The sequence below is a fragment of the Mastigocoleus sp. MO_188.B34 genome (assembly GCF_030065675.1).
Classification (GTDB): domain Bacteria; phylum Cyanobacteriota; class Cyanobacteriia; order Cyanobacteriales; family Nostocaceae; genus Mastigocoleus.
This window is the reverse complement of record NZ_JASJDK010000045.1, coordinates 36,472-61,009: the sequence shown is the minus strand read 5'-3', so window position 1 is coordinate 61,009 and position 24,538 is coordinate 36,472. Positions and strand designations below refer to the sequence as shown.

At 34.9% G+C, this 24,538-nt stretch carries 15 protein-coding genes and 1 pseudogene; 11 read left to right on the top strand and 5 right to left on the bottom strand.

Annotated features, from left to right (window positions below; translation table 11 throughout):
• Window positions 1–306 precede the first annotated feature (306 nt).
• Complete coding sequence (locus QNJ50_RS13155) at window positions 307–984, bottom strand: Coq4 family protein (RefSeq protein WP_300635892.1); 678 nt, start codon at window positions 982–984, stop codon at window positions 307–309.
• A gap of 224 nt (window positions 985–1,208) precedes the next feature.
• A complete protein-coding gene (locus tag QNJ50_RS13150) occupies window positions 1,209–2,075 on the bottom strand; it encodes a bifunctional class I SAM-dependent methyltransferase/HIT family protein (RefSeq protein ID WP_300635891.1) in 867 nt (288 codons plus the stop codon).
• 570 nt (window positions 2,076–2,645) lie between these two features.
• On the opposite strand from QNJ50_RS13150, the gene QNJ50_RS13145 reads away from it, so the two are divergent.
• The 11 genes and pseudogenes from QNJ50_RS13145 (at window position 2,646) to QNJ50_RS13095 (ending at window position 20,808) form a co-directional block, all read left to right on the top strand.
• Entirely contained in the window at window positions 2,646–2,948 is a 303-nt protein-coding gene (locus QNJ50_RS13145) for a helix-turn-helix domain-containing protein (protein WP_300635890.1), read from the top strand.
• Window positions 2,949–3,408: 460 nt separating this feature from the next.
• On the top strand, window positions 3,409–4,749 hold the full coding sequence (locus QNJ50_RS13140) for a GAF domain-containing protein (protein WP_300635889.1): 1,341 nt from the start codon (window positions 3,409–3,411) through the stop codon (window positions 4,747–4,749).
• 676 nt (window positions 4,750–5,425) lie between these two features.
• Window positions 5,426–6,742: an AAA-like domain-containing protein gene (locus QNJ50_RS13135; protein ID WP_300635888.1), complete on the top strand. Its 1,317-nt coding sequence runs from the start codon at window positions 5,426–5,428 to the stop codon at window positions 6,740–6,742.
• 191 nt (window positions 6,743–6,933) lie between these two features.
• Complete coding sequence (locus tag QNJ50_RS13130) at window positions 6,934–10,440, top strand: AAA-like domain-containing protein (RefSeq protein WP_300635887.1); 3,507 nt, start codon at window positions 6,934–6,936, stop codon at window positions 10,438–10,440.
• A gap of 68 nt (window positions 10,441–10,508) precedes the next feature.
• Entirely contained in the window at window positions 10,509–12,023 is a 1,515-nt protein-coding gene (locus QNJ50_RS13125) for an AAA family ATPase (protein ID WP_300635886.1), read from the top strand.
• Between the two features lie 953 nt (window positions 12,024–12,976).
• Window positions 12,977–14,515: a peptidoglycan-binding protein gene (locus QNJ50_RS13120; protein WP_300635885.1), complete on the top strand. Its 1,539-nt coding sequence runs from the start codon at window positions 12,977–12,979 to the stop codon at window positions 14,513–14,515.
• Between the two features lie 525 nt (window positions 14,516–15,040).
• Window positions 15,041–15,553, top strand: a complete 513-nt coding sequence (locus QNJ50_RS13115) for an SH3 domain-containing protein (protein ID WP_366914263.1) — start codon at window positions 15,041–15,043, stop codon at window positions 15,551–15,553.
• Window positions 15,554–16,026: 473 nt separating this feature from the next.
• A pseudogene (locus QNJ50_RS13110) lies at window positions 16,027–17,301 on the top strand (ABC transporter substrate-binding protein); the annotation flags it as partial.
• 442 nt (window positions 17,302–17,743) lie between these two features.
• Window positions 17,744–18,643 carry a sugar ABC transporter permease gene (locus QNJ50_RS13105; RefSeq protein WP_300635884.1) on the top strand — a complete coding sequence of 300 codons (900 nt, stop codon included), beginning with the start codon at window positions 17,744–17,746 and terminating at the stop codon, window positions 18,641–18,643.
• Between the two features lie 111 nt (window positions 18,644–18,754).
• On the top strand, window positions 18,755–19,639 hold the full coding sequence (locus QNJ50_RS13100) for a carbohydrate ABC transporter permease (RefSeq protein WP_300635883.1): 885 nt from the start codon (window positions 18,755–18,757) through the stop codon (window positions 19,637–19,639).
• Window positions 19,640–19,731: 92 nt separating this feature from the next.
• On the top strand, window positions 19,732–20,808 hold the full coding sequence (locus QNJ50_RS13095; protein ID WP_300635882.1) for an ABC transporter ATP-binding protein: 1,077 nt from the start codon (window positions 19,732–19,734) through the stop codon (window positions 20,806–20,808).
• Between the two features lie 57 nt (window positions 20,809–20,865).
• Here QNJ50_RS13095 and QNJ50_RS13090 read toward each other — a convergent pair whose 3' ends face one another.
• The 3 genes from QNJ50_RS13090 to QNJ50_RS13080 form a co-directional block, all read right to left on the bottom strand.
• Entirely contained in the window at window positions 20,866–22,047 is a 1,182-nt protein-coding gene (locus QNJ50_RS13090) for a patatin-like phospholipase family protein (RefSeq protein WP_300635881.1), read from the bottom strand.
• Between the two features lie 744 nt (window positions 22,048–22,791).
• Window positions 22,792–23,796, bottom strand: a complete 1,005-nt coding sequence (locus QNJ50_RS13085) for a hypothetical protein (RefSeq protein WP_300635880.1) — start codon at window positions 23,794–23,796, stop codon at window positions 22,792–22,794.
• A 136-nt stretch (window positions 23,797–23,932) separates the two neighbouring features.
• Entirely contained in the window at window positions 23,933–24,520 is a 588-nt protein-coding gene (locus QNJ50_RS13080) for a hypothetical protein (protein ID WP_300635879.1), read from the bottom strand.
• Between the last annotated feature and the right edge of the window lie 18 nt (window positions 24,521–24,538).

Genomic DNA, 24,538 nt, shown 5'->3' with positions numbered 1-24,538 from the left:
TCGGACGCGGTCGCCGACAGTGGGACCATAGGTTTCAGCGTAAGCACGACGGGACATCCGGTAAGGCATAGAAAATAAGCTCAGTAAAATCGCTTTGAATATTTTTGAGCATATTCAAGGATATAGTGAAGATTTTTTGTATAAATTTATAATTTTATAGTATAGATATTCTAACTACAAGATTCAATCTTATAAGATTTAAATCTTTGTTATTTAGACTATATAATTTATTTTTAACACTTTCTCAAAATTCAATAAAAGCCGAGTCTAGTTAATACTAATAGGGATTATTCACTAACAAATTATTTATTCAGAAATGCAGGTATTTACTAAATTAATACCTAGTTCCTCTCTCCACTCAGACAAAGGCTTCTCCCAATTTTCTTCCCACTTTTGAGCAAATAGTGGTTTGACTTTGGAGCCCATTGTATATCCAAAGGTAACCTGCTCTAGTAAATTTCCCAGTAATTCTGGACTTTGAAAAATAGTTCTAAACAATCCTCCAGCTAATAATATTACTGGCATAGGTAAACGGGTTTGAGCAAGACTAAATGATTGAATTCCTAATTCTCCCATCTGACTTGTATCAAATCCTGTTACTAAATGCCATATATCATGAGTTTGCCTCATGCGAAAAAGAATATAGCTGATGTCATCTTCAATTTTTATTTTACGGTAGGAACCCGGTGTAAAACCCATTTTCTTCATGTGAGAAGCATATATATAACCTAAAGAGTTTTCCGGATATTCAAGCAAAATATCTAAATTTGGGATTGCTCCTACATAACGTTCGTTGATTATTTCCTCAACTTCTGGTTTTGATTTAAGGTAATTTGCGGCTAATTTAGTCGCATTGGTATATCGCATTCCCTCAACAATATCAAATACAGATTCTACTTGATTCAGATTCATCCAAAGAGAAACAAATCCTCTGATTACCATCAAAAATCTCAAGTTTAACCGTGGTAAGGCGACTAGCAACATATGGCACTTCCAAGTACATTTGTATACTATTCAAACTGGAGTAAAATGCACCAGTTGAAAATCTGTAATGTATAAATACTCTATGGGAAATGCAAATTTCGAATTTTTTGATTCTATTGGAGAATATTATTTTCAATTTTCAATAATTTGAAAAATGGCAACAGAAGTTATTGCGGCATCATACAAGTATCGCTACATGTATGTTAGTACTTGTATGTTAGTGCTTAGTTTAATGCCATGCTACGTCTTGGAATCACACTTCTAATTCCACCCTTGCTGCCGATAACATCACTCTTGTAACGCGGGATAATATGAATCCCGACATGCATAACATTTTGTCCCGCATCCCGATTGATGTTCATTCCTACATTAAATCCATCAGGTGCAAATTCTTTACCGATTAATTCTTGCACTTTATTCACCATCAACCAACAAGCAGCTTGCTCTTTAAATTCTAAGTCAAAATAATTACTAACATGCCGTTTAGGAATAACTAAAACATGACCTTTACTTGCAGGGTAACCATCATACATTGCGTAAGCTGTGGCTGATTCGGTCAATAGTTTGAGATTTTTACGTGGATTACAAAATATACAGCGTTCGGGTGAATTAATTTGTTGATTATAGTGAGTATATTCATAAAACTCACAATTATCATTTGAATATACACTCTTAAAAGGAAGCTTAACGATACATTGGTAGGTTGGTTTTTTATGAACGTAATGTTCTCGAAAACCTTCTCTGATAATATCTCTTCTCACCGCGTAGTAAGCTTTACCTCCAGGTTTTAATAAATGTGATACTTCCATTAAAACATTCGCTTGTTCCTCAGGGAATAAAACGTTTAAAACATAAGAGCAAATTATTGTGTCAAATTTACCATATGGATACTGAGGAAAATAATACGGGTCGTATCCGAAGATATCTAAGCCTTTTTCTTTTAATAGCTTGACGTCATTTCCAAAGCCACAACCAAAATCTAAAATTCTACCTTTTAGTAGTTGTTTTTTTGATAAAAAATTAGCGGGAAATGATATTTTAGTCCTTTCTATTGCTGTAAGGTGGCTGAATTTATTATTTTGGTTTTTCATTTCTTCTTATAAGTAGTTACTAATAGGTTATGAATAGTAGATAAATTTCATACAGATTAGTAATTACTCGACATCACTACTAACAACATCAGAAATATGTCATTCTTTATAATCTCGTCCAAAATATAGCCTATGATGATACTTAAAATACTCAGTAAATTTTCGGCGATTTTATGATGGATTTGTTTTAACATAAATCCATGCTGCGGGTATTGCTGAATATACATCTCCTAAATTGCAAGTATTATCAAGATTTTATTGTGGTGAAGATGGCAATCAAAGCCGATGATGTTTCGTTTATCCAGTAAAGTCTTTAAAAGTATCAAAAATTCTTGGATTTAAATAGAGCCCTCTTTTAAAAACAGTTGTGACAAAATTCTGGGTATCTGTGTGATTATGTAATATCAATTCCTCACAATTTCCCATATTTCCTTACTGCAAAGACATACTTTTTATCACAGATTTAACTTTGAATATTTAGTTTACTGATTGAGTGTTCCAAAAATAAAAATAGGTATGAGAGTATATCCTCTAGAAAGTAAAAAATCTTATCAACTAAAAGCAACATCTATGATACGTAAAATTACTGCGAGAGAACAGCGTCTAATTTCACTGTATAAAAACTGGAATTTTGGCATGACACCAAAGCAGTTCTACACAAAATGGGGTGTTACTTATAAGGATATTGCTCAAATCTGTGATCGCTCTGATTCTACGGTGAGAAACTGGTTTAGAAGTAATTCTGATAAGCATTATCCAACAAAAAATGATTTACTCCACCTCGCTTTAATGGATTTCTTGTTGGAACATTTTGAAGAAGTTCCCGAAAATATTTTGCAGTGGTTAAACATAGATAAATTACCACATACTTAATGGGTGTTATGGGGAGTTATCTGGTTTGAGTTTACATAATTTTAAACGCTTACAAGCATATAATACATAGAAGCAAAATTCTTTCATGATTAGTAATTTAATCAATTCATGGTAAATTCTAATACATTTATACCTGTGCTTGTACTATTGGGGAAAAGATTACAGAATCAAGCGTAATATATACTAAAAATTATATTCCCATAAATTATTCCTCGCTAATTTTGTCAGCTAATTACTACTTAGATATTTTTTTATTAATATCAATATTTCAACGCAGAATAATTTATTGGAAATAGTTTTAATTTTTGAAATCATAAGTTATGCACTTATAACTTATGATGTATTTGGTTGAATGTTCTGATTATTTTACAAGTTAAGAAACAAATACTCTAAGATTAGAAAAAAAATACTCTTTAAATGCAAATTTAAACATTAAATAAACTGAAACTGAATTTAGGAAATGCATAGTAGTATCAATGAAAAAACTGTATTACGTCAGATAACAAAATATATCCGTCAAAAGTTAGAATTAAAAGTCATTTTGACTGCTGCGGCTGCAGATCTGCGTTTATTCCTGGGAATTGATCGAGTAAAAGTCTGTAAGTTTAACCAGGATGGAAGCGGCGAAGTAATTGCTGAATCTGTAGATGATGATGGTTTACCATCCATGCTGGGATTACATTTTCCTGGTGATGAAATTCCGGCTGAAACTCGTGAGCTATATCTTAAAGTACGAGTAAGGTCAATTGTAAATGTTGACACTAAAGAAATAGCTCAAAGTGCATTATATGATTTGGAAACGGCAGAGATACTTTCTGAAGAAATTCGTTATCGTGCAGTAGATCCATGTCATTTGGAGTATTTGACAGCCATCGGTGTCAAATCATCTGTTGTCTTACCTATCCTATACGATGGAAAACTTTGGGGTTTATTAGCATGTCATCACAGCGAACCACGTTTGATTTCAGAAGCAGATCTGGAATTAGTTCAGATGGTTGTCGAGCAAATGTCAGTAGCAATTGCTCAAAATACTCTTCTTTCCCAAGTACCGGAGAAAAAACTCAGGGAAAATAGTATCAAGCATATTGTCACTCTACTACATTCATTGTCTACGGTAGAATTACAAGCTGCTTTGGCACAAGTTGTTGTTGCATTTGGAGGTTCTGGAGGTAGGCTTTGTATTGCTAAAAGAAGTGAGGGAAACAAAATTGACAGCTTTATAGACCGCTTGGAAAATTCTAGCGATAGTCTCAAGCTTTATACCCATGGCAAACAGCCTGTAATGCCAAAACTAGCAAAATATCAATTGATGGAACAGTATAGTGTTTGGCAAGAATATTATAAATCTGGTGATTATGATATTTGGGCAATTTCAGATATATATCAAGTTCATAAATTACGCTTTTTGCAGGTTGCTTTTCAAGGTTCTAAAGTTCGTAGTCTCTTAATGATTCCACTTCAGCATCGCCAACACTTGTTAGGATATTTAAGTATTTTTCGCAACAAATCAGAGGAAGAAACTTTTTGGGCAGGAGAGTTTGAGTCAGATCAAAGACAATTATACCCCCGCCAATCCCTTAATGCTTGGCGAGATACTACTAAGACTCTATCTTGTGAGTGGAGTACAAAAGAAATTGACTTAGCCCGGGAAGTTAGTAAACAATTTGCCTTTGCAGTTCAAGAATATCAACTACAGCAAGAATTCGATAAGCAAACTGATAACTTGCAGAATGCGATGCAAAAACAGCAGGAATTAGTCAAAGCTTTGACTAAGATGCGACAAATTCCTTGGGGTAGATAAAGAGCAGAAGACAGGACTTAAGAATTGAATAAGCTTTACACCTAAATTTTAGCTATTTATCTATACCTTACTTACCTGCTATCTGCTATAAGATCCTTTCAATATCAACAATAGATATTGAAAGGAATTTATTAGTTTTTATTATTGTTTATTTTCAATAAAGATTCAACATCTAAATCACTTTGATTAGTTATCTACAAAAGTGACGAAAGACAAAAATACCTCAATCTTCTTGAATTAAAATTTGTTTGTCTTATGTAAATTACCTGACATTTATTGAAATATTTACTTGTTCGAGTTTAATACTACATAAATTAGTTCAATGTCTGTAATTTTTGCTAGTATTACATGTTGTTTGCCAAGTAAAAATAACTCGCATGACTGGTAATTTTCCCATCTCAGATAAAGAGGCACCCTTTGATAAGACGTAAATTATTACTTTTGACTATTTCTTCTTGTCTAATATGTATATATTTGTATAATAACAAGTCAAAATACTGATTTTATAAGCCTTTACTTGACTTAGATATAGCAGTTTGATTTAAAAATCAAGGGTTCTTAAGTACATAGTGTTTCACTTTTATAGTTGCAAATCAGAATACAACTTTTCTCATTGATTGCAGCGAAAATTAACTGCCGAATTTTTCCGCTTTTTATAAAATAGCGTTAAATTATAATGACTATAGAAGATACGTTATCTATTCTAGACGAAGTTTTTCACCCCGACCGTTTAAGTGTTGTTCAGGAACAAGTATTCCGTAAATGTTGGGAAGGAAATACTTACCAAGAAATTGCTAACACTTGTGGTTATGATGCTGATTACATTAGGAGTGTTGGCTCTCAATTATGGCAAAAGTTATCTAATGCTTTTGGGGAGAAAATTACCAAAAATAACTTTCGTTCTGTTCTCAGACAACAGTTTCAAAATAGATTAGTACCGACACATGAAAAAAGAGAACTGGAATTTCCTAAAGGTATAGTACCTTTAAACTCCCCATTTTATATAGAACGCGTTCCTGGTGAATCGCTTTGTTATGAAACTATTTTACAACCGGGGGCTTTGCTACGAATAAAGGCACCTTTAGAAATGGGTAAAACCTCATTGATGGTGAGGATTCTGGAAAAATCTAGACAATTTGGGTATTACACAGTTGCATTAAGTTTCCAGAAAGCTGACGCCAAAGTTTTTACTGATTTGGATCGGTTGTTAAAATGGTTTTGTAGTGCGATCGCTCACCAATTGGGTTTGGAAGGAGAGCAATATCAACTCGAGCATCATTGGAGTTCGATTTATGGAAGTAAAAGTAACTGTACTCATTACTTTCAAGAGTTTTTATTACCAGCCCTAAAAAGACCTCTTGTGTTAGCCCTAGATCGAGTTGATGAAGTATTTCGTCACTTGGAAGTTGCTGATGATTTTTTCAGCATGCTGCGTTCTTGGTATGAGGAAGCTTCCTATGGAACCCAAGGGAGTGAGGTATGGCGCAACTTACGATTAATTATCATCCATTCTACAGAAGTTTACATTCCTTTAGATACTAATAAATCTCCCTTTAATGTAGGAGTTGCAATTGAATTACAGACATTCAAATCCGAACAGGTCTATAAGCTTGCTCGCTTACATAATTTAGAATTATCACCACAAAGGCTAAAACAGTTTATGCAATTGTTAGGCGGTCATCCCTTTTTAGTCCGCCTAACATTGTACAATTTGGCATTAAGACATATAACCTGGGATTATCTTGTAAAATCTGCAGCCACAGAATCAGGTATTTATCGCAGTCACCTACGTCAACTTTTAGGATATCTCCAAGAAGATATAGAACTGATTCTGGCATACGAACATGTTCTTAAATGCACGGGACCTGTAGAATTAGAACAAATGCTAGCTTTCAAATTAAATAGTATAGGCTTAGTATGTCTTCAAGGTAATGCTGTAATATCTAGATGCGAACTGTATCGCCAATATTTTCGTCAGCATATTAGAACTTAAAATCGAGCCAAACCATTGAGATTTAATGTGCTAGCCATAAATAGAAAAGCTTCATAGAAATTACTGGGTAAACAAAATAATGATAATCTTCCCTTACAAGGGGGTTTATTTAATATTTTTGCTGATACCAAGCCGCGGTCTATTTTGACTCGACTTTGTAGTGCTATTTAATTAAAACTTACCTTGAACTAATGGCTACCGAAAAGTTGACAAATTACCAATATCAAGTAGGTGGACGTTTACCAATTGATGCTCCGAGCTATGTAATACGAAAAGCTGATAAAGAACTTTACCAAGCTTTAAAAGCTAAAGAGTTTTGCTATGTACTCAACTGTCGTCAAATAGGTAAATCCAGTTTACAAGTGCGAGTAACCCAGAGGTTAATGAATGATGATGTTGCTTGTGGTGTTGTTGATTTGTCAGGTCTTGGTAGTCACAATACAACTGAGAAACAATGGTATGCTGATATAACCCTATCTTTAGTTCGTAGCTTAGGACTGAGTCAAAAGTTCAATTTGCGTAAATGGTTGGAGAAACGTCAATATATTTCACCAGTCCGTTCTTTGGGTGAGTTTTTGGAAGATGTTCTACCTACTTTAATTACACGACCAATAGTAATTTTTATTGATGAGATTGACAGCACCCTAAGTTTACCTTTCAACACCGATGATTTTTTTGCACTGATCCGTGCTTGCGTTCAAAACAAAATTATTACTTTCACTTTGTTGGGAGTTGCAACACCTTCAGATTTAATTGCGAACAAAAGTAGAGCTCCTTTTAATATTGGTCGGGCGATTGAACTAAGTGGCTTTACTTTTGAAGAAGCCCAACCATTAATTAGGGGTTTAGTAGGAAAAGTAAAAAACCCTCAAGAAGTACTCAAAAATATATTAGCTTGGACTGGCGGACAGCCATTTCTAACTCAAAAACTATGTCGCTTAACTGTTGAGCACTATGCCCAAAAAACAGGAACTTCCGATATCATTTCAATTGCTGAATTAGTTAAAACTTATATTACCGATCAGTGGGCATCTAAAGATGAGCCACCTCATTTACGTACCATTAGCGATCGCTTCCAAGTCAATACTAAAAAAACTGGACGCTTATTAGGACTATATCAGCAAATCATAGACATAGGTTCGATTTCAGCCAATAAAGCAATCGAGGAACAAGTTGAATTATTGCTCAGTGGATTAGTTAAAAGACACAACGGGCGAATAAAAATTTATAATCGCATTTACGAAGAAGTATTTGATCGAAACTGGGTAGAAAAGCAATTAGCAAAACTCAGACCTTACTCCGAATCATTAAAAGCTTGGTTAAATTCCGAACGCAAAGATGAGTCACAATTATTACGAGGATTGTCTCTAGAGGAAGCCCAAGCTTGGTCAAACGAACATAGTTTGAATCATTTAGATTATCAGTATTTAGCTGCTAGCCATGTAGTAAATAATCGGGAAATTCAAAAAATTGAAATGGCTCGTACTAAAGAAGCTGAGGCGCGATTGGCAAAACAGCGAGAAGTTTCCAAACTACAGAGAATTTTACTAGCTTCAGTAAGTACTGCCTTAGCTGTTTCTGCGACACTGGGGATAATAGCTTTCTTTCAGTTCCATAGAGCGCTGGTTAACGAAATCAAAGCAACAATTGCTTCTTCAGAGGAATCCTTTGCTTTGAATCGAAGTTTAGATGCTGCGATCGAAGCTTTAAGAGCAAGGCAAAAATTGAAAGGTTTATATTGGACAGATCAAAAACTGCAGAATCATTTAGAAGAAGTACTTTTACAGGCAGCATACCAGGTAAAAGAGAAAAATATTTTTTCTGGGCATACAGGTGCAGTTTACGAGGTTGTTTTTAGTCCTGATGGTAAATTACTAGCATCGGCGAGTCGAGATCAAACCATCAAACTCTGGAAAATGGATGGTACCCTATTAAAAACTTTTGAAGGTCATGGCGACTGGGTTAGAGGAATTGCTTTTAGTCCTAACGGGAAATATATAGTTTCTGCAAGTCAGGACGGTACCGTCAAACTTTGGCAGATAAATGGTACATTACTGAGTACTTTCAAAGGTCATAGTGCTGGAGTTAACAGTGTTGCTTTTGGTAATAAATGTAAACTTATTGTTTCAGGTTCCGATGACAATACTGTAAAAATCTGGGAAACTGACGGTACCTTATTGAGGACTCTAGAAGGACATAGGGATCAAGTTAGGGGAGTAAGTTTTAGTCCTGATTGTCAAATGATTGCTTCCGCGAGTGGAGATGGTACGATCAAAACCTGGAAAGTTAACGGTACCTTACTAAAAACTATTAAAGGTCATAACTCTGGTGTTAATAGGGTTATTTTCAGTCCCGATGGTAATATCATTGCCTCATCTTCCGATGATAATAGCGTTAAACTCTGGCAAATAGATGGCAAAGAAATATACACATTTAATAAACATGAAGCAGGAGTTGACGGTCTTGCTTTTAGTTCAGATGGTAAAACTATTGCTTCAGCATCCGACGATCATACTGTTAAACTCTGGAAACTTGATGGAAGTTTGCTCCGCAGCCTAGAAGTCCACAATGAAGAAGTGAGATCTGTTGCTTTTAGTCCTAATGGAAAAGCTATTGCTTCAGCTTCTGAAGACAGTAGAATAGAAATTTGGCGACCAAACGAGACTTTACTAACAATATTAGCTGGACACAATGATGAAATTGAAAGTGTAGAATTCAGTCCTGTTAAAGTAAAATCTCCAGAGGGAATAGGTCAGATTATCGCCTCAGCTTCTGATGATAAAACCATAAAACTTTGGACTTCCCAAGGAAAACTGATTATGGTTTTAGAAGAAGACCAAAATAAACATGGAGGTCATAGTGATAAAGTTGAGGATGTTGCTTTTAGCCCTGATGGTAAACTAATTGCTTCTGCATCTGAAGATAATACTGTTGGGCTGTGGAAGTTTGATCGTGAAGATAAAAAATATTACTTTTTGTTAAGCCTAAATGGTCATAGGAATGAAGTTGAAGGTGTAGCTTTTAGCCCCGATGGGAAAATTATTGCTAGCGCTTCCGACGATCAGACTATAAAACTTTGGAAATCAGATGGTACTTTGCTCAAAACTCTTCTAGCACACAGGGGTAGGGTAGAAGAAGTTGCTTTTAGTCCTGATGGTAAATTACTTGCTTCAGCAAGCGGCGACCATACTATCAAAATTTGGAGCATTGACGGTCAATTACTTCGTACGTTCAAAGGTCATACCAGGGGCATAGATGATGTAGCTTTTAGTCCTGATGGTAAATTACTTGCTTCAGCAAGTGAGGACAAAACCGTCAAGCTATGGAATCTTCATGGAGAAGTAATCAAAACTTTTAGGGGTCATACCGGTCGAGTTAGAGCAGTTGCTTTTCATCCCACAAAAGATATGATTGCTTCTGCAAGTGGAGATGCCACTATTAAACTATGGAAATTAAATGGTTCTTTGGTAAGAACTCTCAAAGGACATAATGATGGAATTAATGGAATTGCTTTTAGCCCGGATGGAAAACGACTTGCTTCAGCAGGTAATGATAATAAAGTAATCTTATGGGATTTAGACAAATTTCTTCAAATTGAGCCTGTATTGCAGCACGTCTGCAATTGGATCGAAGATTATTTGAAAACTAACGCAGAATTGAAACAGGAAGATCGAGAATTATGTGATGACATTATTTGAATTCAGTTGTAAGACGCCATATAAACCTTAACAATAAAATAAATAACCAATCTTTTAAGATCTAAAGTATGAGCTTCCGTGACGAGTTTAAACTTCTGCTACGCGCCCGTTATCCTTTACTTTACATTGCTACCTATGAAGAGGAACGGGTGGAAGCTGCTATTCAGGAAGAAGCTACCAATCAAGGTAATCGCCCGATTTATATCTGGGATTTTGTTGATGGTTACCAGGGTAATCCCAATGACCAAGGTTTTGGGCGGCGTAATCCATTACAAGCTTTGGAATTGGTGGAAAAGTTATCTCCAAATGCACCAGGGGTGTTTATTTTGCGGGACTATCACCGATTTTTAGAAGATGTAGCGATCGCGCGCAAACTACGTAATTTTGCCCGTCTTCTTAAGTCACAACCAAAAAATATTGTACTATTGTCGCCACGCATTAATATTCCTGATGATTTGATGGAAGTTTTGACAGTAGTGGATTTCCCATTACCAGCCAAGACAGAAATTAAAACAGAGATTGAACGTCTGTTAGCTTCAACTGGTACTTCCTTATCTGCGAAGTTTTTGGATGACTTGGTAAGTTCTTGTCAGGGCTTATCTATGGAACGCATCCGTAGAGTTTTAGCACGAGCGATCGCATCCCATGGAGAATTACAACCGGAAGATGTGGAATTAGTATTAGCTGAAAAGCGCCAAACAATTCGCCAAACCCAAATTCTGGATTTCATTCCTGCCACAGAGCAAATTTCTGATATTGGTGGTTTAGATAACCTTAAAGATTGGTTATTACGCCGGGGTGGAGCATTTAGTGAAAAAGCCCGACAATATGGTTTACCCCATCCCCGTGGTTTGTTATTAATCGGAATTCAAGGAACTGGTAAATCTTTAACAGCAAAGGCGATCGCTCACCATTGGCATTTACCACTGTTACGCTTGGATGTTGGACGTTTATTTGCTGGCTTAGTTGGTGAATCGGAATCTCGTACAAGACAGATGATCCAGGTGGCTGAAGCCCTAGCTCCTTGTATTTTGTGGATAGATGAAATAGATAAAGCATTTTCTGGACTTGGTAGCAAAGGAGATGCGGGAACTACTAGCCGAGTATTTGGAACATTTATTACTTGGTTAGCAGAAAAAAACTCACCTGTATTTGTTGTTGCTACCGCTAACGATATCCAAGCTTTACCACCGGAAATACTGCGGAAGGGAAGATTTGATGAAATATTTTTTGTTGGATTACCAATTCAGGAAGAACGCAAAGCAATTTACGAAGTACATTTAACCCGCTTACGTCCTCATAACATCAAAAATTATGATATTGACAGATTAGCCTATGAAACTCCTGATTTTTCTGGAGCCGAAATTGAGCAAACCTTAATTGAAGCAATGCATATTGGCTTTAGTCAGAACCGTGATTTTACCACCGACGATATTTTAGAAGCAGCTTCTCAAATTATTCCCCTAGCAAGAACAGCTCAAGAACAAATCGAAAAATTACGGGAATGGGCTGCTGCAGGTAGGGCGCGTTTGGCATCTAAGCATAATCCTTTGAGTGACAGGATACAACAACAATTGCAATAAGGACTATCTTTAATTTAAAACGCGATCGGCCCTCCAATTTATGGAGGGTTAATTTAAAGGTTAGGAATGTAGATTAAATAAAGTACAAAAGTAGGGTAGGGTGCTGTTAGCATCGCGTAACGCACCATTCCAAATTCCAGAATTACAGGTTATTAACTTCTCATTCCTTAGTCATACAAATCTGAGGTGAGAGTATTTTTACCATAAAGTTCAGTTTTGATTATTGTTAGCAAAGCATGTCCTTTGAGTATAAATAATTAAATATTTAAGGTGTGTTGCACGGAACATCATAATCTACCACCCAAAAGCTTTTGGTACATTATTAATACTGAAGTCGCATGTAATTAAAAAGACGCTATTATTGTTGAAATAGTTTATAATATTAGTAAAACACACAAAAAACTATCAACAGTATTTGTGTTCAAAGTATGTATTAAATAGTTTGAAATTTATCTCATTAGATAAAGGTTTATAGCTCATAAAAATACTTATAATTTAATAATTGCTGATATTAATTTTATCGTAGCGGATATTTGGATTAAGACATTTCCAGTTTTAATCTTCTCTTCCATTGATTTAATTTTTTATATTTTTTTCAGCAATTAATGACTTAGTTTTTTGAACACAAATCTTTTTATAGCCTCAAAATATAAGTTCATATAATAATTCTCAATTAAGCAAAATATAAGTACAAAGTACAAAACTCATAGAGTAATAAAACTGTTATATTCTCGCTCCATACTTTGTACAACTGAGAATTGTTACAATATTCGATTTTAGTTGCATCTTTTCCGGAATTTCTGCAAATACATTTGATTTCCTACATCAGAAATTCATCGGGGTAAATCTTTGTGAAGAATATTTTTATCGAGTTCCGAACTTGCTTGTGAAACGCTTCTTTCTTGATAGCAAAGTGCACTAAAAGATTACCAACCTGAAGAATTAATAAAATCATGGAAAATATTAGTTATTTTTACGCAGTTTCTGCGTATGAAGCACCAGAAGATATTGAATTAATTCCTCTAAAAATTAACTTTCAACTTTTTTCTGGACTTAATTGGAAGAAATTATCTAGTAAAACTGCTATGGGTTTCTTAACGGTAGCGCTAAGTTTATCAGTACTAAGTGCTGCCGGACAAGCTATGGCTGCAGAAAAAGTTGGTAGTAAAGGAACAGAAGTTGTAGCTATCCAACGGTGTTTAAAAGATTTAGGTTACTTAAAAAGTAAAGCTGATGGCTATTTTGGTCCAATAACTAAAAAAGCTGTTAGCAGTTATCAAGCAAACAATAATCTTGTAGTTGACGGAATTGTTGGTACTCGAACCGCTCAAAAACTCAAGTCTGATTGTTCTTCAAGTAGTAAGTCTACTTCTATAACTACCAGTCTTCTTAAACAAGGTAGCCGTGGTTCTGCAGTTACAAAATTACAAGATAATCTCAGAAGTTTGAGTTTTTATAATAACAAATCTACAGGTTATTACGGTCCAATTACCAAAAACGCCGTTATTAAATTTCAAAAATCCCAAGGGTTAAAGGCTGATGGAATTGTTGGTTCCAATACCCAAACTAAAATTCAAGCTTCATTAAAACCTAAGGGTAAAGATAAAGAGACATCATATTCTTCGATTCTCCGTGTTGGTTCTAAAGGTTCTCAAGTTACATCTTTACAACAGAGATTAAAAGAACTGGGTTACTTTAAGGGAAATACCACAAAGTATTTTGGACAAATTACAAAGAAGGCTGTTATCGACTTCCAGAGAGTCAAGGGATTAACAGCTGATGGAATTGTTGGTCCAAAAACCTGGAGTGCTCTTGAAAAATCAAAAATAGGTGTCCCCGAGGATGATAATTACCCCGTTCTTCGTCGTGGTGATAGTGGTCCAAAAGTTAGAAAATTACAAAAACTTTTAAAGATTAAGGTTGATGGTCTTTTTGGTCCTGGAACAGAAGCCGAAGTAAGGAGATTCCAGAGAGATAATGCATTAAAAGCAGATGGAATAGTTGGTCTAAAGACCTGGAATGCTCTAAAAGGAATCAAATATCCTGAAATAGAAGATCGGTTTTGCATAAATAGACCAACTATTAGTTATGGTGCAAAAGGCGAGCATGTGACTTACTTACAAAAACGCTTACGTGACTGGGGCTATTTTAGTAGTAATTCCACAGGCTATTTTGGATCTAAAACTGAAGCTGCTGTAAGACGTTTCCAACAAGCTAAAGAGTTATATCCAGATGGCGTTGTTAGTAAACGTACCTGGGAAGCATTAGGAAATCCAGGTTGTGCTAATACTAAACTTCATACAGTAGTTGTACCTCTGACTGTTCCAGAAATTTTGGAACGGGTGCGTTCATTTGCTCCAAACGCTACTGTCCATAATTCCAGATTGGGTAAATATGTCAGTGCTGGGAAGTTTAAAAACTACTACAGAGCAAAACAACTCAAGGACAGGTTACGTAATAACGGTTTAGATGCACGTGTTGTATACATGTAAAAACTCCAGTAAGTTAGACTTACACAAAATTCTTAGAAATCTGAGGATTTGGGATAATCAACGATTTTCTCATTCATATTCAGATGGTTTGTAAGTTCTAACTTTACTTCAAATTGGTTGATGCTTGACTGGAAATTAATAGCCAAAAGATAGAGTAGAACATCTTTTTATTTCTATATTTTGAGAGAAAATTCTGAAGTTTCAACCGGATAAATCAACCCGAGAAAATAGATGCTAATAGGCGTAGCATGCTGCAAAAAGGTAGCATGCTACCTTTACCATTTGGTTGCATGTGGAACAGATACAGAAAATAACTCTTCTAAATTTATAATTCCCAATTTCTACTTTCTAGGCTGAAATTTTAAACCCTTATCTCAGCATATATACTGAAAATTGATTTTATGTACTTGTATTAGGGGGACGGATTCAAGTGCAAATGCAATAATAGGTGAGAAATTAAAGTGGATAACACAGCAGTTAATGGCTAAGCCTTTAACTCATTAATAACTTGATGGTGTTGAAGATATGATTTTTGTCAACATACTAAAGTTTCTGTTTGGTTTTGCTTTAGCCATTGCTATTTTAGCTGGTGGTGGTGTGGTTGCTGCGCTTTACTTTATTAACCGAAATGCTGTAACCCCCAACAAGCCAATGTTTGATAACGATCGACCTCCAGCCATAACTGCAGGAGTAAAACCAGGAGAATCAGCATTTACCACTACTTCAAAAGTGAAGGAGAAAAAAGATACAAAATCCCAAAATACACCATCACAAAAAGATAAACAGTCAACAGAAGAAGGAAAACCTGCAAAACCGTTGCCACCAGGGGCTTATAATGCTCGGGTAACATGGTCTCAAGGTTTAGTTTTGCGTTCTGAGCCCAACACAGATGCCGAATCTGTTGGTGGGGTAGGTTTTAATAAAAAAGTTATTGTTTTACAAGTCAGTCAAGATAAAGCTTGGCAAAAGGTTCGGGTGGTAGGTACAGATGAAGAAGCTTGGGTAAAAGCCGGTAATACTAAACGTACTAATGAATAATTAGAATAAAAACCAAGTAACCAAGTAAACAACCGATTAAAAGACAGGGTTACAGCATTGCTGTATCCCTATATATTTTAAGCATATTTTTACTATTCAATAGTGATGTTTCAGATTTGAAATTTTGGATTTCAAATTTTAGAATGGAAACAAATAATAATTTGGATATTTTATGTATAAATATATCTTCACTAAAAGATAACTAAATTCATAAATATTCTATTAATGTTAATAACTAATATTAATTAATATTTATAGTTAAATTTATCTATACATAAATGTAATACAAATAACTATTTGGTATATTTTATCTATAAGTTTAATTAAGCGTTCAATATTAACAGTAAACTGACTTAAGAGTAAATCGCAAGTTATATAAATACTGATACTGTATATTTGAAAATATCATAATTGCTTCGTAAATCGAACTAGATATTTCGGAGATAATGTTTCACTTCCAATTGCCTAAGATACTGTCAAAAATACCACATAAACTCAAATTACCAGCGGTAATATTTGCCGTTATATTAGTTCTTCTACATACTTCAATGCCACATGCATTGACCGAACAGCCAGTCACGTTAAATATGTTGATGACAGCCCCGGATGCTCAACCTTGGAAAACAGGAATAATCAAAGACTTTGAAGCAAAAAATCCAGGTATTCGTATCAATATAGTTGAAGGTCCAAATTCAACAAATCTATTAGAAGACCTTTATACCTCTGCTTTTATTTTGGGTGATTCACCCTATGATTTGGTAAATATGGATGTAGTTTGGACTCCGAAATTTGCAGCAGCTGGATGGTTATTAGATTTAACAGATAAAATTTCTTCAGATGAATTAACAGCTTTCTCTGAAAAAGACGTAGAAGGAAGGCGTTACCAAGAAAAATTATATGCAATTCCCATGCGTTCTGATGTGGGAATGCTTTATTATCGCAAAGATTTACTTGAAAAAGCAGGGTTGGCAGCACCACAAACTTTTGCAGATCTAATGGAAATTTCCCAAACTTTACAAAAGGGAAATAAAGCTAAATGGGGTTACATTTGGCAAGGTAAACAATATGAAGGACTAGTTGCAATGTTTGCAGAAGTCCTACAAGGTTATGGAGGATTTTGGGTTAATCCAGAAAATTTGGAAGTGGGATTAGATCGACCAGCAACTATTGAAGCAATTAAGTTTCTCAAGCAAACTATCACAGATAAAGTTTCTCCAAGTGGTGTAACCACATATCAAGAAGAAGAAACTAGAAGATTATTTCAAAGTGGACAGGCAGTTTTTTTACGGAATTGGCCTTATGTTTGGCCCCTTGCTAATACAGATGATTCTCCACTTAAAGGTAAAATAGCTATCAAACCAATGCTTGCAACTCCTAATAATACGGGTGGAGCTTGTTTAGGAGGATGGGCACTAGGAATTTCTAAATCTTCCAAACATCCTGAAGAAGCTTGGAAAGCAATTAAGTATTTTACTTCTGAAGTAGCCCAACGTAAGTTTATTTTAGAAGCTGGTTTTGTACCAAGTAGGCGTTCTTTATTTACAGATCCAGAAATTGTAAAAAAATATCCCCACTACCCAACACTTTTAAAGGTTGTAGAACAAGCTGTTTTACGTCCTCCAATTCCTCAATACGCCCAAGCATCAGATATTTTACAACGCTATTTAAGTGCTGCATTAACTAATAGAATGTCACCAGAAGCAGCCATGAGTGCTGCGGCAAATGAAACTCGGCAATTATTAGGTGAAAAGGTTAATCAAAGAATATCAATTGCAGATGGCAAAGTAAATTTACAAGAAATAAGTGAAGATAAATCAGAAAACTTACTTCAAACATCAATATTAGAAACAGCAAAACTAGAAACAGCAAAATTAGAAAATACAGAGCTATCTTCACGAAAGGAATTTACACCTGAATTACTGGAGAAAAAATCTGTAGTATCAGATGAAAAACAGGATAGAGATATACAAAGTGTGAATATATTGCATGAAGAAATATCTCTCATACAATCTGAAGAAAAAAGTTTAATTACACAACAAGATGAACCATTACTACTAAGCTCTAAATAAAAATTACAACCAAGCTCAAAAAATTACATATTGAAAAATTAAACATTAACGATCGCAAACTGAGTATCAACAACTACAATTCGCTATATAAATTACCTAAGTTCGGTAATAAACAAGAAAAATGCAAACCATCCGAAGTCGAGAACAGCGAACCGCTCTAATATTTTTACTACCTGCTTTAATCTTACTTTTGCTAGTATTTGGTTATCCAATAATTCGTGCTTTTTGGTTAAGCTTATTTACAAAAAATTTGGGTACAGAACTACAGCCAATCTTTGTAGGATTTGATAATTACATACGAATGGTAGGAGACGGTCGTTTTTGGAATAGTTTGTGGACAACTACCATTTTCACCACAGCATCAGTAATTATTGAATTACTCTTGGGATTAGGTATCGCCTTAGTTCTAAATCAACAGTTTGTTGGAAGGGGTGTGATGCGTACTGTGGCAATTTTACCTTGGGCTTTACCAACAGCACTAATTGGTTTAGCTTGGGCATGGATATTTAACGACCAATTTGGTGTTGCTAATGATATTTTATTACGCTTGGGTTTTATAGACACTGGTATTAATTGGTTGGGAGAACCAACATTAGCAATGGTAGCGGTAATATTTGCAGACGTTTGGAAAACTACCCCATTTATTAGTATTTTACTTTTAGCTGGTTTACAATCAATTTCACCAGATTTATACGAAGCTCATTCTATAGATGGAGCATCTTCTTGGCAAAGTTTCCGCCAAATAACTTTACCATTATTGATGCCACAAATCTTGATTGCAATGTTGTTTCGTTTCGCTCAAGCTTTTGGAATTTTTGACTTAATTAAAGTTATGACTGAGGGTGGTCCTGGTGGAGCAACAGAGGTTGTATCGATGTATATTTACTCTACCGTCATGCGCTATTTGGACTTTGGTTATGGTGCGGCACTAGTAGTCGTAACATTTTTATTATTGATTTTTGCAGTTGTACTAGCGAGCTTACTGCTTAAAAATTTACGTTCTCGAAGTTCGCAATTTTAATTTTCAGTTATTAGTTTATGGCTGACGCCACGCCCTTACGGGCTACATTTACCAATTACCAATTACCAATTACCAACTATCAGTCAGTAAATTTTTAATTATCCCAAACAAATGACTTCAGTTTCTCCCAAATATACAATTAATTCTGAAGAAAATAATACTACAAAAAATATAGGCAGAAAAATATTATTATGGGTCGCCGTAGTTCTAATTACTATTTTTTGCCTTGCTCCTGTAATGTGGCAATTATTAACTTCATTTAAAACAAAAGAAGCTATAGAAGAAGTTCCTACTGCTTATTTTACTCTGAGTTTAACTTGGAAACATTATATTGATTTATTTAGTAGGCGTCCTTTTTGGCTTTATATACTAAATAGTGCCTTTGTTTCTTTTGTTTCTACTACTCTTGCATTAGCCGTAGGAGCACCTGCAGCTTATGCATTAGCCCGTTTACGTCCATGGGGTGGCAAAGTTATTTTGGCTGCTATTTTAATTGTGACTTTGTTCCCAGGTATTTTATTATTCTTAGGCTTATTAGAAATAATTCAATGGCTACATTTGGGTAATAATTATTTGGCATTAATTATTCCCTATACAGCAATTAATCTACCACTCACAATTTTAGTTTTACGTAGCTTTTTTGAACAGCTTCCTAAAGACTTAGAAGATTCAGCACGAATTGATGGTTACAACACCGTGCAAATGTTAGTTCATATTTTGCTACCAATGACCATTCCTGCATTAGTAACAACAGGAATTTTGACATTTATTTTTGCTTGGAATGAGTTTATTTTTGCTCTAACATTTATTACTCGGGAAAGTATGAAAACTATTCCTGTTGCTGCAGCACAATTAGGTGGTGCATCCAGCTATGAAATACCTTATGGTTCTATCGCCGCAGCAACAGTTGTGGGAACTTTCCCCTTAGTTATATTGGTATTATTTTTCCAAAGAAAAATTGTTCAAGGTCTTACTGCTGGAGCAGTGAAGGGATAATTTATCAATAGTCATTTACCAGCAAACAATTATTAGTTATCAATTACCAATTACCCATTACCTATCACCAATTAACGACTACCAATTTCAAAATGTCTAAACTTGAATTAAGAAACTTAAATAAGACCTATACATCAAAAATTGTCCCAGTAAAAGACGTTAGTTTAATAGTTGATGATAATGAATTTCTTACTTTACTGGGTCCAAGTGGTTGTGGAAAATCTACCACCCTACGAATGATTGCGGGTTTAGAAGAACCAACTCGCGGTAAAGTAATTCTCGGAGGTGAAGATATTACTTTTAAAAGACCTGGCGATCGCAATATGGCGATGGTGTTTCAAAGTTATGCTCTTTATCCCCACATGACGGTATATGAAAATTTATCATCGGGATTGAAACTAAAAAAAGTACCTCGGGCTGAAATTCAACAACGCGTAGCAAATGTTGTGGAACTTCTTGGTTTAAAAGAATTACTACATCGGAAACCAGGTCAATTGTCAGGAGGACAAAGACAACGAGTTGCAGTTGGTCGAGCACTAGTGCGGCGTGCTGAAGTATATTTGTTAGATGAACCATTGAGTAACTTAGATGCACTACTTAGAGAAAGGGTTCGTGCAGATCTCAAACAAATATTTGCAAGGGAAAAAGCACCAGTAGTTTATGTAACTCACGACCAAACAGAAGCAATGACTTTGTCTTCTAAGGTCGCAATTCTGAATAATGGTTATATCCAACAATTGGATCCACCCGAACGAATTTATAATCATCCAGCTAATTTATTTGTTGCTGGTTTTGTCGGTAGTCCCCAAATGAATTTACTAAATCTACCCTGTCAAGGTCACAGTGCAATGCTGGGTGATTTTCAGATTCAATTACCAGATATCCCTACCGTACCATCAGAAATTGTTCTGGGTATTCGTCCAGAAAATGTTCGTTTAGCAACTTCCGATGATGACAAACAGATAATTCAAGGAAAGGTTTTTCTAGTGGAAAACTTGGGAATGCACAACTTAGTAAGTATCCATGTAAAAAGTTCTCATTCTCCAGCATTAACAGTTCGTGCGTTATTACCAACAGACCAAAGTTGGGATACGAAGGAAATAAAACTGGTATTACCTCCCCAAAATATTCATTGGTTTGATGTAAATTCTGGTGATATTTTAAGGTAATTTTTGATTAGGAATTGGGAATTAGGAATTACTAATTGATAGTTGGTATATAATTAGCTATTTATTTTTTTCTAAGAATTCTTTTAACGACTTCTCTACATTTGGTTGTCGGAGGTATACTTCTGCAGCTTCGATCAAATTATTTATATTTTCTTTACTAACATCATCAATATCATCACTCAATCGTTTACCAGTTAATTCTCGATCTAATTTAAATTGTAAACGTAATAGTCTAGAGCGAACCATTTGATCGGTTATATATTCGCATACATCTGCCGATCCATCTAATGCTACACCTATTAATGGTTGTGCCCATTGTATTAAACCCCAATGATGAGCTTGCTCAAAAGGGATAATTCGCGTTCTATCCCCAGTACCTATAGAAAGTACACTAATATTTTCTAAGGGATGACCCAATCTCAAAGCTTCTGCTACAGCACATGCAGATGGATTATTTGCTGTTACACCACCATCAATTGCCGAATAAATCGTTTTAATTGAATATATAGAATTATGAGTGGGTATTTGCTTCCAGGCTTGATCTAAAATAGCTTTTCTGTGACGCCCTATATATTTCTTTATTTTACGAGTTTGACCAGTTCCAGGACCACTAATTATTTTCACTAATGCATTGTTATATATATTATTTGTACATGAAGCATCTCTATCTAAATAGATGTTATCTATCGATGCTTTGTAAACTTGACCATTTATTATTTTTTCTAATTTGTGTGCGGGGAAATATGTTGGTGCAGAGGCGGAAGAAACACAAGTTTCCCATAAGGGAATATTCCCATAACCTTTATCTTGACGCCAACTTTTAAAAACAATTGGCTTTCTTTCAATCGTATCGTAAGCAACTATTAATAATAATGGTGAAGGGATATCAAAAATAGTTTTATCGCCAAAAACACTTTTTAATACTTGAGTTAAACCTCGATCTGAGTACTTGGGCGCTGATATTCCATGCTTAAAAATTAATTTTATTCTTTTAAATGAAAAGTGGCTCTGATAAGGAAATATTAGTGAACTATTTTCTCTGTAGAATTCTACAATTTTTTCGCTTTTAATTCCTGTAGCTATAGCTGCAGCTAAAATAGAACCAGTAGAGGTTCCTGCAATTAAATCAAAATACTCATTTAATGGTCGATCAATTTGCCTTTCAATTAATGAGAGTATTTGTGCTGTTACGACCCCTCTAATACCACCGCCATCTAAGCTCAAAATCCGAAAAGGCATGGTTAATAATTACCTTATAATTTTAAAGTTGAATTAAATTTCAATTAAAGTTGAATGATATATTCTTATTCAGCTTAGTAGACAAAAGTGTGATTTACAACAAATATGTTTTGAAAAGATACTTTGATTTTGCATTAGTTTTAGGTAAGTGAAATAAAAACTCATTTTTTAGAGTTTATTTGAGATTATATAGCAATCATATTTGATTTGTGAACAGTAAATCCTGTAGAGACGCGCCAGAGGCTAACGCCGACGCCGCAGGCTCTGGCGCGTCTCTACAATATTCATTTTCATAAATGATTTAGGATTGCTATATAAGCCAAAAAAATATCTTTTGCAAAGATAAAAAATAATAAATTTTCACATATATTTCACACAAGAATAGATATTTATGACACATATAAAACTGCTATTATATAGCATATCTGAAGAAATATTATTCATAGTATTTAGTATTACAGCAAGGTTAATAAAATACAATTCATCACAATGATGTGGATAACATTGTTGCTGCATATTAAAAGTAGTTTTTACCAACTTTTTAAAAGTTGTTCCCAAAATAAAAATAGTATCAATCTTAGTAGATAAAATCTACCTATTTCAAATTTTTGTTAATACCAGTAAAATAACAGTTTTTCAACTTAATAGAAAAACAACCAAATAATAATCAAGCCAAGAATTATTTACATTCTTGGCTTTTCCTATGTCTTATTGATGATATTTCTTAGCAAATAAGAGCAGTGATTATTTTGACTTCATATTTACATTTACCAAAACTTCTTGATTCATGCTTGTATCTTCTTGTTTAGAAGTAAATTTACCTTTCCAATTCACATTAGAAGCAACAGAAATCTTAGAATTAATCGGCATTAATTTATCCAGCATTATTTGATATTTTCCCTCTCCATTACCTTTATAAGATTGAAGAGTTAGTGCGGCGCTGGGTGGTAGTCCTGGTAAGGTCACTTTTTGCATTGCTTGGGCTTGTTGGTCAACTTTAGCCTGGAGAGTTGCAACACCATCTTTAATGTCTAATAGTTTATATGTTTGTGTTTGGGTAATATTGATACCATTAAAACCAACCTTATTGGTGACGACCCATTCAGCTCCTTTACCCACAGCTTCTTGAGGGACAGGAGAAGATACTTTGCTGAGGGAATTACTAACTTGTTGCATCATTTGTTTGAGCATTGGGTCTTTAATATCAGATGCAACCAAGTTAAATTTTTTGGGATTACCACGATTGTCCATCACTCCAGAACCTTTCATTCCTTTAAGTTGTGCGAATTGTTTTCGCATTGCTTCAAGTATTTGTGGTTGGACATTGGGATCTTTAATTACGTCTATATCTGAATAGGAAAAATCATAGGTAATATCTCCATTTGGTTCTACCTTGTTAACAACCGTATTGATTGTTACTTCAGTTGCAGGAATATCAAAAGCTGGTACTGGCTTTCCATCAAGTGACATTTTCATATTGGTTTTGGTCATCATCACTGACTGTTGTTTGCTACCAGCTACAGGTCGAAAGCGTAATTTTTGCCTCGGTTCTACACCACTATTAAGTAATTTAACTCTAGGTGCTTGGGGACTTTTTAGTTGTGGTTCTTCAGAATTTTCTACATCTGTAGATACGTTTGGTGTTTTTTGTTCTGTTCTTGCTTGTGCATGTGCGGGGGTTTGTACATACTTGATTCCAGTTCCCAAGAGCAAGCAAATTATTCCACCAGCAAATAAACTCTTCTTCATAGACCTCACCATATGCGATATATACACTCTATACCCTGTTTTCTAAACAACAGGAGTTTATGGAATCTTAAGAGCTTGAAATAAGGACTTGAAAACTTTTGTGAATGGAGTCTACGCCAAATTTAATTTACTAAAATTATTCTGCAGCAGCGCCCAGAAATATTTCATTTACACGACCATTTTTAAACGAGAATATTAGACCTCCATAAATCGAGCCAGCAACGAATATTTTCGAGGAGGTTGATGTTTCTCGATCTCTCTCCTTATAATAAGCTTGCGTTACCTTAGCGTAAGAATCTCCTATTTTTATTCCACGTTGGGTTTTTAGTGTTGAAGGAGAAGTTAACTTGATAGAAGCAACTGTCTGTTTTTCTTCTCCTGTTACGGAAACCATATCTAAAGTAATCCCTTGTTTTGGATAGTACCAATACTGATGATAAAGTCCGTCTGCTCCCCACAAAATATTTTTACTCTTACTTTCTGGACTTCCCAAAACTTTAACTACTTGCGCTGCTGTAAGACCAATTTTTAATATTCCAAAGCCTTCCCATCTAGTTATTTCTTCGGGTATTGGTAACTTTTGGCTCAAATCGTTAGATTTTTTTGGATTTAGATTTGCTTGTGTTTCTACTGATGTCTTAGGAAATTGTCTTTGAGCACAGTTGCTCAAACCAAGCACGGAGACTAGTGCTATTCTGGATATCAAAGAGAACAGAAGACGCATTAGATAATCAAACTAAAT